Raw genomic sequence first — 13712 nt, 5'->3', positions numbered from 1 at the left:
GGAGACACGCATGCAGACCATCAAGAAGGTGCTCAACTCGAGCGTCGTCCTCGTCGTCGACGAGCGCGGCGTCGAGCGCGTGCTCCTGGGCAGGGGGATCGGCTTCGGAGCGAAGGCCGGCGAGGCGATCGAGCCCTCGAGCGTCGACCAGGTGTTCGTGGCGCTGGACGACTCGGATCAGCGCAACCTCGTCGAGCTCCTGGCGCAGATCCCGCCGGAGTTCGTCGAGCTCACCCGCGCGGTCGTCGCCGACGCGGAGGAGCAGGGGCTGAAGCTCGACCCGCACGTGTACCTCGCGCTCACCGACCACCTGCACTTCGCGGTGGAGCGGCAGCGGCGCGGGCTCTCGGTCGCCAACCGGCTGGCCTGGGAGATGCGGACGGTCTACCCCGTGCAGTACGCGGTGGGGGAGCGGGCGGTCGAGCGGATGCGCGAGCGCCTGGACGTGGAGCTGCCCGCCGACGAGGCCGCGAACGTCGCCTTCCACCTCGCCAACGCGGAGCTCGGCAAGGTCGGGATCGACTCGCTCCGGATCGTGCAGCTCATCCGCTCGGTGACCGCGATCATCCAGCACTCCAGCGGAGCCGCGCTCGACCGCGACGACCTCCGCTCCGCCCGCTTCGTGGCGCACCTGCAGTACTTCGCCGAGCGCTTCTTCTCGGGCGGCCTGCTCGAGAGCGAGGACGACTTCCTCTTCACCAGCCTCAGCGCCCGCTACCCGCGCGCGATCGCCTCCGCCGAGCGCGTGCGCTCCTTCGTGGCGGCCGAGTACCAGGCCGCCCTGCCCAACGAGGAGGTCGCCTTCCTGGCCCTCCACATCGCGCGCGCCGCTCCGGAGTAGCGCGCTGACCCCGGAGAACCGCATGCACCGCACCACCCCCGCCCGCCCGACGACGCCCGCGAGCGCGCGCCCGTGACCGGCACGATCCACCTCGTCCGCCACGCCGAGACCCTCTTCAACGTCGCCGGCCAGCTGCAGGGCTGGTGCGACTCGCCGCTGACCGAGCGCGGCGAGCGCCAGGCGGCGGCCCTCGGCGAGCGGATGCGCGGCGTGCCGCTCGTCGCGGCGTTCACGAGCGACCTCACCCGCACCCGCACCACGGCGGCGGCGGCGCTCGCCGGGCACCCGTCGCTCGAGGCCGAGCCGATGGTCGAGCTCCGCGAGTGGCACTTCGGCGCCTTCGAGGGGCAGCCGAACGCCTCGCTCTGGGAGCCGGTGTTCGCCGATCACGGCTACTCCTACGTGCCCTCCTCCGCCGACTGGCCGCGGATGACCGACGCCGGTCTCGACTCGGTGCTCGACGCGATCCACCGCCACGACCCCTCCGGCCGGGCCGACAGCGGCACCACCGTGCGCGCCCGCGTGGAGGCCGCGATCGCGCGGTTCGCGCCGGCGGCGGAGCACGGGGACGTGCTGGTCGTGACGCACGGAGCGGTGCTCGGGAGCATCCTCCGCGCGCTCGACCCCGCGCACCGGCCGCAGCGGGGCTACCCGAACTGCGCGGTCGTGTCGGTGACGGACGGCGTCATCGGCGAGGTCGACGGGAGCTGCGCGACGGCCTGACCCCGCTCCTCCTCCTCCTCCTCCACGGACGCCCCTGTGCGCTCCGGTCGCCGACCGGACGAGCACGGGGGCGTCCGTCGTGCTCGGGACGCAGGCGGCCCGCACCCGGGACGCAGGCGGCCCGCACCCGGGCCGCCCCGGACCTGCACGCGCGGCCGCCTCGGGACCTGCACGTCCGGTGATCCGGGACCTGCACTTTCGGCCACCTCGGCGCTGTACCGAAGTACAGGAGCCCGTCGCGAGAGCGTCCGTAGCGTCTGAGGAGTCAAGAGAAACGACTTCGAGGAGATGACATGCGAGGGCTTCAGCTCAGCGGCGTGAGCCGTGCATTCGGCGGCCACCGGGTCCTGCACGACGTGGACCTGTCCGTGGGCCGCGGCGAGATCGTCGGCTTCATCGGCGGCAACGGCGCCGGCAAGACCACGACGATGCGGCTGATCCTGGGCCTGCTCACCCCCGACACGGGGACCATCACCTGGGACGGCGCGCCGATCACCGCCGAGGACCGCCGCTCGATCGGCTACATGCCGGAGGAGCGCGGCCTCTACCCGCAGATGCGGGTCCGCGAGCAGGTGATCCACTTCGCTCTGCTCGAGGGGCACGACGCCCGGGGAGCCCGTGAGACCGCCGAGGAGGTGATCGACGCGCTGGGCCTGGCCGAGCGGGCCGACACCCTGGTGCAGGACCTCTCGCTCGGCAACCAGCAGCGCGTGCAGCTGGCCGTGTCCCTGGTGGGCGATCCGTCGCTCCTGGTGCTGGACGAGCCCTTCTCGGGGCTCGACCCGGTCGCCGTGGAGACGATGGCCGGCCTGATCCGGCAGCAGTCCGCCCGCGGCGTCGGCGTGCTCTTCTCCTCCCACCAGCTCGACCTGGTCGAGCGCCTCTGCGACACCGTGTGCGTGCTCGACTCCGGCCGCGTGACCGCGAGCGGAGCGGTGGCCGAGCTGCAGGACGACGGCCGCAGCCGCTGGCAGCTGCAGTTCTCCCGCCCTCTGGACGACCTGCTCGTCGCCGAGCTCGGCGTCACACCGGGACTGTCGGCCGAGCCGGTCCCCGGTGAGCCGGAGTCGCTGCTCGTCTCGATCGAGGGCAGCGGCCGGGACGTCCCCGAGCAGGTGCTCGCGACCCTCACCCGCCACGGCGGCCTCCGGAGCATCCGCACCGCGCAGCGCTCGCTGACCGAGCTGCTGTCCGAGCGGCTCACCGCCGCCTCCACCCCTGCGGCCGAGCGCCGCCTCGAGATCCAAGGAGCAGGACGATGACCACCACGCACCCCCGCGCCGCCCACGCCCGGACCACCGAGAGCTCCGCTCCTCCGACGCCGGCCCGGGGAGCCGCGACGATCGTCCGCCGCGAGATCCTGACCCGCACCGGGAACCGCACGATCCTCACCGCGACCCTCGCGCTGGCCGCGATCGCCGGCCTCGGCGCCGGGATCGGCGGCTGGTTCCTGGTCGACGCGACGAGGGAGGCGGGGACCGTGGTCCTCGACACCCGGATCCTGTTCGCGACCGCGATGATCAGCGCCCTGCTCGCCGCGATGGTCTACTCCTCGTCGAGTCTGGCCTCGGGGGTGGTCGAGGAGAAGTCGTCCCGGATCGTCGAGATCCTGCTGACGAAGATCGGCGTCGCCCCGCTGCTCGCCGGGAAGATGATCGGCGTCGGCCTGGTGACCCTGGCCCAGCTGCTCGTGATCGGCGGCGCCGTCGTCGGCGGGTTCAGCGTGGTCGGCGGGTGGTCGGTCCTCGAGATCGAGCTCGGCCCGAGCCTGGTCTGGTTCCTCGTCTGGTTCCTGCAGGGCTACGTGCTCTTCGCGCTCCTCAGCACCCTGCTCGCCTCGACCGTGTCGAGGCAGGAGGACCTGGGCACCGCCGCCATGCCGCTCTCCGTCGTGCAGATGGCGCTGCTGATCATCGCGCTCTACGTGGTGCCGGCGAACCTCGACGAGGCCTGGGTGCACGCGCTCTCCTTCGTCCCCCTCTTCTCCTCCTACCTGATGCCGATGCGCTTCGGCCTCGACTCGGTCGGCACCCCCGAGATGGTGATCGCCGCCGTCGTCGCCGCGATCACGGTGCCGCTGCTGTTCCGCCTGGTCGTCCGCGTCTACCGCAACAACGCGCTCCGCACCGGCTCCCGCGTCTCGCTCCGCGCCTCCCTCAAGGCCGCCGACGCCTCCTAGGCCCGGCTCCCGATATCCACCACCACCACCCCTCGGAAGGACACCACCATGACCACCTCGCGCACCGCCTCGACCCGCCCCTCGCCCCTCAAGAAGCTGCTCGTCAACACCGCCCTCCTCGTCGGAGGAGCGGGCGGCGCCTACCTCGTCGTCACCTACCTCTTCTGATCCGCTCGACCGACCGAAGGGCACGATCGTGACTCTCCTCGCGACTCCCGGGCTCCGCCCCGCGACCCCCGGGCACCGCCCCGCGGATCCGGCGGCCCTCCGGGCGGCGGCCTCGACCGAGCGGCTGCTCGGCGGCGGACGCCACCGCGTCGCCGCGATCGACCGCCCCGCCTTCGCCGGCCGGAACGCGTCGTGGACGATGACCCTCGACGACGGCGCCCGCGTCTTCGTCAAGCACGTCTCGCCCCGGACGGCGGGCCCCGCGGCCTTCCGCCGCTCCAGGGACTTCGCCGGCTTCGCCGCCCGGAGCCCCGAGCACGCCCCGGCCGGACCCCGCCTGCTGGCGGCCGACGAGGACGACTCCCTGCTGGTGTTCGAGCACTGCCCCGGCACCAGCCTGGCCCTCCTGCTCGTGGCGGAGCGCGTCCCCGCGGACTTCCCCGAACAGGCCGGCCGGCTCCTGGCCCGGCTGCACGCCGGCCCGGTGGCGGGCCTCACCGCGACCTCGCACCCCAGCCCTCCCGTCGAGATGCTGCGCGTCGGCATCCCGCACACCCGCTACGTCGACCTCACCCTCGCCGAGCTCGCCTTCTGGGGCGACCTGCAGCACGACGAGCAGCTCGTCTCGGCCACGGAGGATCTCCGCGAGTGGGAGAGCGGCAACCGCACGGCCCCGATCCACGGCGACCTCCGCCTCGACCAGTTCCACCTCCGCGACGGGCGCCTCCAGCTGCTCGACTGGGAGGAGTTCGGGATCGGGGATCCGGCCCGCGACCTCGGCACGCTGGCGGGGGAGTGGATCCACCGCGCGGTGCTCGACACCGTGACCACCCGGGAGGGCGCCTCCGCTCCTCCCCTCGCCTTCGACACCGCGGCCGCGGACGCCCGCATCGCGGAGCGGATGGCGGCACTGGTCCCGAGGATCCGGCGGATGTGGCTCGCCTACGCCGCCGAGACCGCCGGCGCGGACGACGCCCTCGCCGTCCGCGCCACCGCCCACCTGGGCTGGCACCTCGTCGACCGCACCCTCGCCCGGGCCTCGATGGTCTCCCGCCTCCCCGGGATCGAGCGGGCCGCCGCCGGCATCGGCCGCCGCGTCCTGCTCGCCCCCTCCGCCTACTCCACCGCCCTCGGATTCGACAGGAGCCCGCGATGACCGCCCTCACCACCCGCTCCGTCCTCGACGAGGCCGTGATCAGCGTCGACGCCGCCCGGCTGCGGGCCGAGGTCGACGGGACCGTGATCGAGGGCACCGGGCCGATCGAGCTGCGGGCCCGACTCGCCGCCACCGTCTACACCCACCTGCACCTCCGGAACCCGCTGCTCGGCGAGACCGCCGGAGGCGACGGCCAGGACCTCGCCCCCCGGCTGATCGACGCGATCCCGCACCGCACGGTCCTGCAGCCCGCTCCCTCCGGGGTGCTCGGCTCCGCCACCGTGCAGGGGGAGGAGCGCCGGGTCGTCGAGCTGGGCCGCGTCCGGGTCCTCGTGCCCGAGGTCGATCTCGTCCGCTCCGCCGACGGGGTCGTCGCCGGCGTCCGGCTGCCGAGCTGGCGCACCCGCACCACTCCCGGCTACCTCCTCGCCCTCGGCCCGATGGGACTCGATCCCGCCGACCGGGTCGTGCGCCTCTCGCTCGTCGCCGACTCGGCGGAGGACGCGCTCGCCCTGTGGGGCCCGCTCCTGGAGGCGCTCGCCGCCTCCGGAGCCCGCCACCAGGTCAAGGCGCTCTCGGACCCGCGGGCCTTCCCCCGCTCCGACGCCCTCGTTGTCTACCTGCCCGCCGACTCCGCCGACGACGTCGCCCGGAGGATCACTCCGCTGCTCGATGCCCGGCCCTCGCCCCGCACCGCCGTCTCGGCCTTCGCCGAGAGGCTCGCCGACGGCCTCGCCTACGCCGAGGACCCGGCCGACGAGCGCTCCTCCTACCGCGGACTGAGCTTCGGCCAGCACCGCTCCCGCGTCCTCGCCGAAGCGCTCCTGCGCTCCTCGGCCGAGACGATCCCCGCCGCCGACGCCTGGGCCGACGCCGCCCGCGCCGCGCGCATCGACCCGGACCGCCCGGGACTCACCGCCCGCTAGGGCCCCACGAACCTCCCCTCGATCCCGAGGGGACCACCACCTCAGCCCGAGGTACTCCACGAAAGGGACACATCATGACCACCATCTCCACCGACGCCCAGTCCGCCGACCTCACCGCCCTCGCGGGAGCGCACGACACCTTCGCCACCGTCGACGAGCTCGGCTCGGACGCCGCGACCGAGGCGCCCGCCACCACGCCCCTGTGCGTCGGCATCATCGTCGGCGCCACCCTCGGCGCGGGCTGCTGACCCGGCCCTCCTCCCGCCCGGGTGCTCCCGCAGCACCCGCTCCCCGGCCCTCCGGCCGGACCACCCGCACCACTCCCCGCACGACCCGGCGGATCCGCCGCCACCACTCATCCAAGGAGAACACCATGTCGACCATCACCGCCCAGACCGTCCAGTCCGCCGACCTCGCCGAGCTCGCCACCGCCCACGACACCTTCACCGCCGCCGACGAGATCGGCACCGACGCCGCCTCCGAGGCGCCCGCCACCACCCCGTTCTGCGCCGGCGTCATCATCGGCGTCACCCTCACCGCAGGGTGCTGACGGGCACGGGGCGACCGGTCCTCGACCGCGTCGCCCCGGCCCCTCCCGGGCGCGTGCCGTCCGCTCGCGCCGTCCGCCCATCCCCGTCCGCCCTTTCCGCGGGCACGGTCCGCCCATCCCCGTCCGCCCTTTCCGCGGGCACGGTCCGCCCGTCCGCCGCCGTCCTCACCGCCGGCCGCGACCCGATCCGCCCTCCCGCCCGCCGCCCTCTGAGGAGACCGCCATGACCACCCCGCCCGGTGCGCAGAGCGCCGCACTCTCCGACCTCTCGCTCGGCCGCTTCGGCTACTCCCGGGTGGCCCTCGTCCTGACCGGCTCCGCCATGACCCAGGTCATGCCCTACTGGATCCAGTGGGCGCGCGCCGCCGCTCCGGCGACCGAGTTCCGCGTGCTCGTCCGCGACTCGGCCTACCGCTTCACCACCCGGCACAACCTGGAGTCGCGACTGCGCGGCCGGATCCAGGACGACCGCTGGGACGACGAGATCGTCGTCGCCCACGTCGACCTCGCCGAGTGGGCCGACCTCATCCTGATCTACCCGGCCACCCTCGACTACGCCTCGCGCCTCGCGCACGGCATCACCGACTCCCCGTCGCTGCTCGCGGCCCTCACGACGGAGGCGCCGGTGTGCATCGCTCCGTCGCTGCCGCCGCGGGCGCTCGGCAACCCGGTCGTCGAGTCCACCCTCGCGCTGCTGCGCGAGCCGGCCAACTTCACCGTCATCGACCCCGTGCCCGGGCCGAGCGAGTCCAGCGACACGGCGCTCGCCTGGGTGCCGCCCGCGTTCCCCGCGGTGCTGCGCCACTTGGAGTCGCTGCGCACGGCACCGGCGGCCGCGAAGGAGGCGAGGTCGGCGTGAGCACCACCGCCCCTCCGCGGGCCCTCGTCACCGGGCTGCTCGTCACCGAGCTCTCGGAAGGACCCGACGGGACCACCGTCTGGACCCGCCGCCTCGGAGAGCAGGCGCCGCTGCCGTTCTCGCCGGTGCCCGTCCGCCTCGCAGCGCCCGATCCCCGGATCGTGCCGGGAGGCGCCGACCCGTCGATCCGCCGCTACCGCACCACCGCCCGCGCCCTGCTGCCCGCGCTCCTCCACGAGCTGTCGGAGGAGGCGCTCGTCTCCGTCGGCCGCGAGTGGAAGGGCGCGCTGGACGCGCTCCACGGCGCCCGGCCCGCCGGGGAGCCGCTCCCTCCGCGTCCGCTGCAGCGCGCCCGCGGCTGGCTCGCCGGTGGCTGGGCGCCCGCCGCCGAGGAGCTCGGCGCCGGCGGTCTCCTCGAGCTCGCCGACTGGGCGGAGGCGGTCGTCGCCTCGCCGGCCGCGGTCGTGGTCCACGGCCACCCCGGCCTCGCCCACCTCGTCGTCGGCGGGACCCGCGTCGCTCTGCTCACGGGCGAGGACGTCGGGCTCGCCGACCCGGTCTGGGACGCCGCCTGGGTGCTCGGGGAGCTCGCAGAGCTGCACGCCTTCCACCCCGCGCTCCGCCCGGCCCTCGACGCGCTCCGCCGCGGACTCTCGCTCGAGGAGGACCACGACGCCGAGCTGCTGCGCGTCGGCACCGCGTTCCGGCTGGCCCAGCACGCCGTCGACTGGCACCGCTCCGGGGGCGCCAGCAGCGATCAGGCGCGGCTGCTGCTGCGCCTGTCCGCCGCACAGCTGGGGGAGCGGGCGGAATGAGCGCCCGCGACGTCCCGACCCTGTCCGCCGCCCTGCCCTCCGGCGCCCGCGCGCTCGTCGTGCACCGGCCGGAGGTCCGCAACGACTCGGTCGCCCTCGCCGTGCCCGCCGGTATGCGCCACGAGCGCGACGGCGAGGAGGGGATGCTGCACCTGATCGAGCACCTCGTCTACCAGGACAGCGAGGGGGTCGCCAGTCTCGTCCGGCAGACCCGCGTCGCCGAGAGCGGCGGCGTCCTCGGCGGTCACACCCACCTCGACTACTCCGAGTTCTTCGAGACGGGCTCTCCCGGGTCGGCCGCCGTGATCGCGGAGCGGCTCGTCGAGCAGGTCTTCCGCCCCGCCTTCCTGCCGGAGCAGATCGCGGAGCAGATCCGCGCGGTCGCCTCTGAGCGGGCCGCGCGCCTCGCCCCCGCTCCGGGCGGCGTGCTGCCGTGGCCGCACCTGACCGCCCGCTACTGGGCCGACGCCCCCAACGCGCACGACGGCAGCGGCGACCTCGACCTCGAGGGCCGCGCGACCGAGCCCGTCCTGCGCGCGCTGCACCGGCGCCACTACAGCCCGGCCGGCTCCGTGCTGGTCGGCGTCACGGCCGACGACCCCGCCCGGCTCCTGGACCGCCTGGTCGCGGCCCTCGCGGAGGCGCCCGATCGCGCGGCAGGACCGGTCGCCGTCCCACCTGGGACGGCCCGCCCCGAGTACCGCGCCGAGCCCGCCGCCCGCCGGCTCGCCGCGACCGCCGCCGCGCCGTCGACCCGCGTCTCCGACGAGCTGCTCGGCGACCTGATCGCCGCCGAGGCGCTCGCTGCGCAGGCCGGACTCGACGCGAGCGCCGGACTCTTCGGCCCGGGCGACACCGTCGCCGACGACCTCTTCGTGCTGGTCGACGACACCGCCGTGCCCGTCGATCCGTGGCACCGCCTCCGCGCCCTCGCGGTGAGCGACGACTCCGCCCTCGAGCACGCCCGGCATCGCGCGGTGCTGCGTGCGGAGCGGCTGGTGCACGACGACGAGCGTCTGGCCCGCACCGTCGCCCGGGATGCCCTGCTGCGCGGTGCGCCCGGCTTCGCGGGCGAGCTCGTCGACTCCCTCGCCGCGCGGCCGCCGCGCCCGCTGCTCGCGGACGCCGCGGCCCGCCTGGCCGAGCAGCCCTTCGCCGCACTGGGCGTTCCCGCCGCCTCCACCCCTCCAGGAAGGAGGAGCCCATGACCGCCGCACCCCCGCTCGCCGTCGTCGACGAGCGCTCCCGCTTCGCTGTCGTCGCCCTCGGCTGGCGCGACCCGGCCGGAGACGACGGGCCCGACCGCGCTGCCCGCCTCCGCTCGGCCGTTCCCCCCGGAGCGGTCTCGCTCGCGTGGACGGCGACGGCCGGGGCGCAGAGCCTCACCGCGGTGCTCCCTCCGGAGGGCGCCGCGGCCTGGACCGCCCTGACGCTCGAGCGCGCCCAGGGAGCCGGGGATCCGGTGCTCGCCGTGGTCGGGCCCGAACGCGCCGTCTGCGAGACGTCCCGGCCCGTCTCCGTGCCCGCCGCGGCTCCGCTGCCGAGCGCTCTGCACCAGTCCCGCGAGCAGGGCTACGAGAGCACGATCGTCACCGGCGCGGACCCGTCCGGCGAGGTCGGCCACGCCGCGACATTCCTGGCGCTGTGCCGCCTCACCGCGGGGGCCGAACCGCTCGTCCCCGCCGCACTGCGCTCCGCCGGCGGCGATGCGGTCGCCCAGGTCGCGCGGGGCCTGCGCTCGAGCCGCCCCTCCCTCACCTGGCAGGTCGTCTCCCCGGCCGGCCAGGGCATCCCGACCCTCGAGACCGTGCTGCGCACCGTCCTCGACGGCCGCGCCGCGCACGGGGAGGGAGCACGCGCCGCGCACGCGTTCGCGCGGGCGAACCTCCTCCGCGCCTGGCGGTCGCCCGAGACGCTCGCGCGCACCCTGGTGGAGTACGAGGTGATGGGCTGGGGCGGCGCCCTGGTGCTCGATCCGGAGCCGGCGCTCGCCGCGGTCGACGAGAGTGCGCTCGAGCGGGCGGTCGCGGGGCTCGTGCGGCCCGTCGCCGACGTGGTCGGCTGGGGCTGAATCCGGCGGGCTCGATCAGCTCCGGCCGGGACGCGTCCCCAGGTCGACGAGCCCGTGCTCGATCGCCGAGACCAGGATCTGCACCCGGTCGCGCACGCCCAGCTTCTCCATCACCTTCACGAACCGCGCCTTCACGGTCGACTCGGTGACGAACAGCTCCTGCGCCATCTCGCGGTTGCTCATCCCGCGGGCGAGCAGGCGGATCACCTCGAGCTCCTTCTCGGTGAGCGCCTCGAGCAGATCGGGGTCCGGCACCGTCTCCGCCGGCACCGACTCCTCGAGCCCCTTCACCACGTGGCGCGTGACCTCGGCGGAGAGCACGGACTCGCCCGCGAGCACCGCGTGCACCGCCGCGATGATCTCCCGCGGCTTCGTGTCCTTGACCAGGTAGCCGGAGGCGCCCGCGCGGAGCAGGTCGACGACGTAGCGGTCCGTGGTGAACGTGCTGAGCCCGAGGATCGCGATGCCCGGGTGCTCGGCGTGGATCCGCTCGGTCGCAGCGACGCCGTTCATGACCGGCATCTGCATGTCCATCAGGATCAGGTCGGGCTGGAGCGTCGCCGCCTGCTGCACCGCGATCCTCCCGTCGGAGGCCTCGCCCACCACCTCGATCGCCGGGTCCTGCGAGAGGTAGTCGCGGAGGATCTCGCGGGTCATCGATTCGTCGTCCACCAGCAGCACGCGGGTCATCGCTCTCGTCCTTCGTCGGTCGCCCCCGCGACGAGCGCACCGGACGCCCGGCCCTCGAGGGGGATGGTCATGGTCGTGGTCCAGCGGCCGCCGCGGGCTCCCGCATCCAGCCGCCCGCCGAAGACGGCGCAGCGGGCCGACATCGCCTCGATCCCGAGGTGCGAGGAGACGATCGGAGCCGCGGAGGCGATCGCGTTGGAGGAGCTCAGCTGCACCTCGCCCCCCGACACCTCGAGCCGGAGCTGCACCTCACCGGCGGTGTCGCCGTGCTTGAGCACGTTCGTGCCCAGCTCCCGGACCGTGCGCCGCAGCACCTGGCGGAGGCTCGCGGGCACCTGCGCCACGGAGCCCGCCACGTCGAGGCGGACCCGGAAGCCCGCGCGCTCGATCGCGTCGGCGACGTTCCGCACGTCGTGGACGAAGCCGACAGCGGTGGTCGTGGCGCCCGAGACCTCCGGGGTCCCGAGCAGGTCGGAGTCGCCGCGGGCGGGAGCGCCTGCCTCGTCCTCGTCCTGGAGGAGCGTCACGAGGCTCCGCAGATCCTGCAGCGCCTGCTGCGCCGCGTCGCCGATGCTCTCGAGGATGCGCTCGGTCTTGGCCGGGTCCTCGACCGAGGTCGCGCGGCGGGCCTGCATGGCGATGATGGTGACCTCGTGCGCGACGATGTCGTGCAGCTCGTGCGCGAGCCGGGTCCGCTCCTCGTTGCGGATCCGCGCCTGCTCCTCCTGGATGCGGTCGGCCCGGCGCTCGCTCCGCTCGCTGCGGCCCCGGAAGGCGTTCAGGCCCAGCCCGGCGGTGCCGCCGAAGAGGACGAACGCGCCCAGGACGTAGACGGCCGTGCCCATGGCGCGGTCGACGAGCAGCACCGCGGGCAGGAGGACGAGGGTGCCGAGCACGAAGACGAGCCCCGCGCGCCAGGGGAGGAGGAAGGTGACGAAGCCGACCACCACGATGGTCGGGAAGATCAGCGCCGCGAGCAGCAGCGGCGGGGCGCCGAGCATCAGGACGACGGCGTAGACGAGGTAGAGCGAGACCGCCGCGGGGATCGCGCCGGCGAGCAGCGCCAGGAGCGGCAGGTAGGGGAGCGCCAGCTCGATCCAGCCGCGGACCGACGTGAGGTCGACGCTGCCGCCCATCAGGTCGATGACGACGAGGAGCGTGAAGGAGCCGAGGAGGAGGGACCGGGTGATCCAGCCGCCGGGCAGCGTCCGCACGTCGTTCGTCCACCGCGTCGTCCCCACCACGGGACCAGGGTACCGAAGCCTTCTCCGAGCCCCGTCGGCCTTCCGTACAAGGGCGGACTGGTCTTTCGTACAGGAGCGGTGCGACGGGGCGTCGCCATGCTGGTGGAGCGGTCGAGCCGATCGCACCCCTCGATCACAGGAGAACGACTATGGCCCCGATCCTCGCCGCCGCCGCACTCGCCCTCGGAGCCGTCCTCGCTCCCGCCGCTGCTCCTGCCGCCGCTCCCGTGCAGGCCGCCTCGTCCGCCGGCGTGCAGACGGTCGCCGCCTCCTACGAGCTGCCGAAGGTGCAGAAGCCGGGCATGGAGTCGATCCAGGACCGCGGCGCCCTCTGCAACCTCTTCGGGATGTGCTGAGCGCAGCTCTCGGACCGGGTCAGCCCTTCAGCGGGTCGTTGCCCCAGTTCATCAGGGAGTAGCGCCACTTCGTCTCGGTGACATCGCCCGAGGGACGCTGCTTCGTGTGCCGGTGCACGTAGCCGACGACCTTCGTCATGTGGGCGTAGTCGTCGTCGCTCAGGTCGGCCTGCTTCGTGCCGAGCAGGTCGACGATGCGGCGCCCGCTCTCGTGGCCGACGGACTCGCCGCCGCCCTCCGGCTTCTGGCCGACCTCCTTCGACTCGTCGGTGCCGAGCCACTCCTCGAGCTCCTTCGCGGTCATGTTCACGGCGTCGTGGAACTCGTCGCGGGTCGTCCGCTTCTCGTCGTCGGTGGGCATCGCGGGGCTCCTCGGGTCGGTCGGTCCGGGTCGGTCGGTGACCTCCAGCGGAGCGTGTCGGAGGGGGAGAGGTCAAGCCCCGTGCGCGGTTCCAGGGCGCGCGTAGCGTCGGAGGAGTCCGCACCGGCCGACCACCGCCGACGTCCGCCGCCGGCAGAGAAGAGGCCCCAGTGCCCTCCCGCAACACCCTCGTCCGCAGTCTCCACGACCTCGGAGCCGCCGCCTGGTTCGGCGGCTCGCTCATGGGCGCCGTCGGCCTGAACGGCGCCGCGTCCACCTCGTCCGACCCGGCGGAGCGCCTCCGCCTCTCCTCGAACGGCTGGGCCCGCTGGACCCCTGTGCAGCTCGCCGCGATCGCCGCCCACGGCGTCGGCGGCATCGGACTCGTCCTCGCCAACAAGACCCGCCTGGCCAACCAGCAGGAGAGCCGCACGAACACCGTCGTCAAGACCGTCGTGACCGGGCTCGCCGGTGCCGCCTCGGTGATCGCCGCGGTCGCCGGAGCGACGCAGGCCAAGCACGCCGACGAGGGCGCCCCCGGCGTGACCGAGGCGTCGGAGCAGAACTCGCAGGAGCTGACCACGGCCCTCCGCGTGCAGAAGGTCACCCAGTGGGCGATCCCCGTGCTGACCGCCGTCATCATCGTCCTCGGCGCCCAGCAGGGCGAGCAGCAGCGCCCCGTGAAGGGCCTCTTCGAGACCACGGCGCGGATGTTCCGCAAGTAGTCCCCGCGCTCGCGCGCAGAACGTCGGCCGAGAGTGCCCGCCGTCCCC

General features: G+C 74.5%; 17 protein-coding genes. 14 read left to right on the top strand and 3 right to left on the bottom strand.

Annotated features, from left to right (window positions below; genetic code table 11):
- Positions 1-10 precede the first annotated feature (10 nt).
- The 12 genes from C5B95_RS03035 (at position 11) to C5B95_RS02990 (ending at position 10288) form a co-directional block, all read left to right on the top strand.
- Positions 11-841: a PRD domain-containing protein gene (locus C5B95_RS03035; protein WP_104225973.1), complete on the top strand. Its 831-nt coding sequence runs from the start codon at positions 11-13 to the stop codon at positions 839-841.
- Positions 842-913: 72 nt separating this feature from the next.
- A complete protein-coding gene (locus tag C5B95_RS03030) occupies positions 914-1564 on the top strand; it encodes a histidine phosphatase family protein (protein WP_104348432.1) in 651 nt (216 codons plus the stop codon).
- 317 nt (positions 1565-1881) lie between these two features.
- On the top strand, positions 1882-2826 hold the full coding sequence (locus C5B95_RS03025; RefSeq protein ID WP_258059757.1) for an ABC transporter ATP-binding protein: 945 nt from the start codon (positions 1882-1884) through the stop codon (positions 2824-2826).
- Positions 2823-3743: an ABC transporter permease gene (locus C5B95_RS03020; protein WP_104348431.1), complete on the top strand. Its 921-nt coding sequence runs from the start codon at positions 2823-2825 to the stop codon at positions 3741-3743. Before C5B95_RS03025 ends, C5B95_RS03020 begins: the two co-directional genes overlap by 4 nt.
- 196 nt (positions 3744-3939) lie before the next feature.
- The gene (gene lxmK, locus C5B95_RS03015; RefSeq protein ID WP_258059756.1) at positions 3940-5067 is read left to right on the top strand and encodes a class V lanthionine synthetase subunit LxmK; all 1128 of its coding nucleotides are present in this window, start codon (positions 3940-3942) and stop codon (positions 5065-5067) included.
- Entirely contained in the window at positions 5064-5993 is a 930-nt protein-coding gene (locus C5B95_RS03010; protein ID WP_104348430.1) for a T3SS effector HopA1 family protein, read from the top strand. The genes lxmK and C5B95_RS03010 overlap by 4 nt, the downstream gene beginning before the upstream one ends.
- 74 nt (positions 5994-6067) lie before the next feature.
- Positions 6068-6241 (top strand): hypothetical protein, encoded by a 174-nt coding sequence (locus C5B95_RS17345; protein WP_181027122.1) that lies wholly within the window; start codon positions 6068-6070, stop codon positions 6239-6241.
- A gap of 125 nt (positions 6242-6366) precedes the next feature.
- On the top strand, positions 6367-6543 hold the full coding sequence (locus tag C5B95_RS17340) for a hypothetical protein (RefSeq protein WP_181027123.1): 177 nt from the start codon (positions 6367-6369) through the stop codon (positions 6541-6543).
- Between the two features lie 223 nt (positions 6544-6766).
- Positions 6767-7402: a flavoprotein gene (locus C5B95_RS03005; protein WP_104348429.1), complete on the top strand. Its 636-nt coding sequence runs from the start codon at positions 6767-6769 to the stop codon at positions 7400-7402.
- Complete coding sequence (locus tag C5B95_RS03000) at positions 7399-8217, top strand: hypothetical protein (RefSeq protein WP_104225968.1); 819 nt, start codon at positions 7399-7401, stop codon at positions 8215-8217. Before C5B95_RS03005 ends, C5B95_RS03000 begins: the two co-directional genes overlap by 4 nt.
- Complete coding sequence (locus tag C5B95_RS02995; RefSeq protein ID WP_104348428.1) at positions 8214-9425, top strand: pitrilysin family protein; 1212 nt, start codon at positions 8214-8216, stop codon at positions 9423-9425. The genes C5B95_RS03000 and C5B95_RS02995 overlap by 4 nt, the downstream gene beginning before the upstream one ends.
- Positions 9422-10288 (top strand): hypothetical protein, encoded by an 867-nt coding sequence (locus C5B95_RS02990; RefSeq protein ID WP_104225097.1) that lies wholly within the window; start codon positions 9422-9424, stop codon positions 10286-10288. Before C5B95_RS02995 ends, C5B95_RS02990 begins: the two co-directional genes overlap by 4 nt.
- Positions 10289-10303: 15 nt before the next feature.
- Here C5B95_RS02990 and C5B95_RS02985 read toward each other — a convergent pair whose 3' ends face one another.
- Positions 10304-10978, bottom strand: coding sequence for a response regulator transcription factor (locus C5B95_RS02985; protein WP_104225096.1), 675 nt, complete (start codon positions 10976-10978; stop codon positions 10304-10306).
- Positions 10975-12222 carry a sensor histidine kinase gene (locus tag C5B95_RS02980; protein ID WP_258059356.1) on the bottom strand — a complete coding sequence of 416 codons (1248 nt, stop codon included), beginning with the start codon at positions 12220-12222 and terminating at the stop codon, positions 10975-10977. The genes C5B95_RS02985 and C5B95_RS02980 overlap by 4 nt, the downstream gene beginning before the upstream one ends.
- A gap of 149 nt (positions 12223-12371) precedes the next feature.
- Between C5B95_RS02980 and C5B95_RS02975 the strand changes: the two genes are divergently transcribed.
- Positions 12372-12578 carry a hypothetical protein gene (locus tag C5B95_RS02975; RefSeq protein WP_104348427.1) on the top strand — a complete coding sequence of 69 codons (207 nt, stop codon included), beginning with the start codon at positions 12372-12374 and terminating at the stop codon, positions 12576-12578.
- A gap of 19 nt (positions 12579-12597) precedes the next feature.
- On the opposite strand, the gene C5B95_RS02970 is transcribed toward C5B95_RS02975, so the two are convergent.
- Positions 12598-12939: a DUF3140 domain-containing protein gene (locus tag C5B95_RS02970; protein WP_104348426.1), complete on the bottom strand. Its 342-nt coding sequence runs from the start codon at positions 12937-12939 to the stop codon at positions 12598-12600.
- Between the two features lie 170 nt (positions 12940-13109).
- Here C5B95_RS02970 and C5B95_RS02965 point away from each other — a divergent pair, with 170 nt between their 5' ends.
- Entirely contained in the window at positions 13110-13664 is a 555-nt protein-coding gene (locus C5B95_RS02965) for a hypothetical protein (protein ID WP_104225093.1), read from the top strand.
- The last annotated feature ends 48 nt before the right edge of the window (positions 13665-13712 follow it).

Origin of the sequence: Rathayibacter sp. AY1A7 (genome assembly GCF_002930845.1) — a bacterium.
GTDB lineage: Bacteria > Actinomycetota > Actinomycetes > Actinomycetales > Microbacteriaceae > Rathayibacter.
This window is presented reverse-complemented; position numbering and strand designations above follow the sequence as displayed.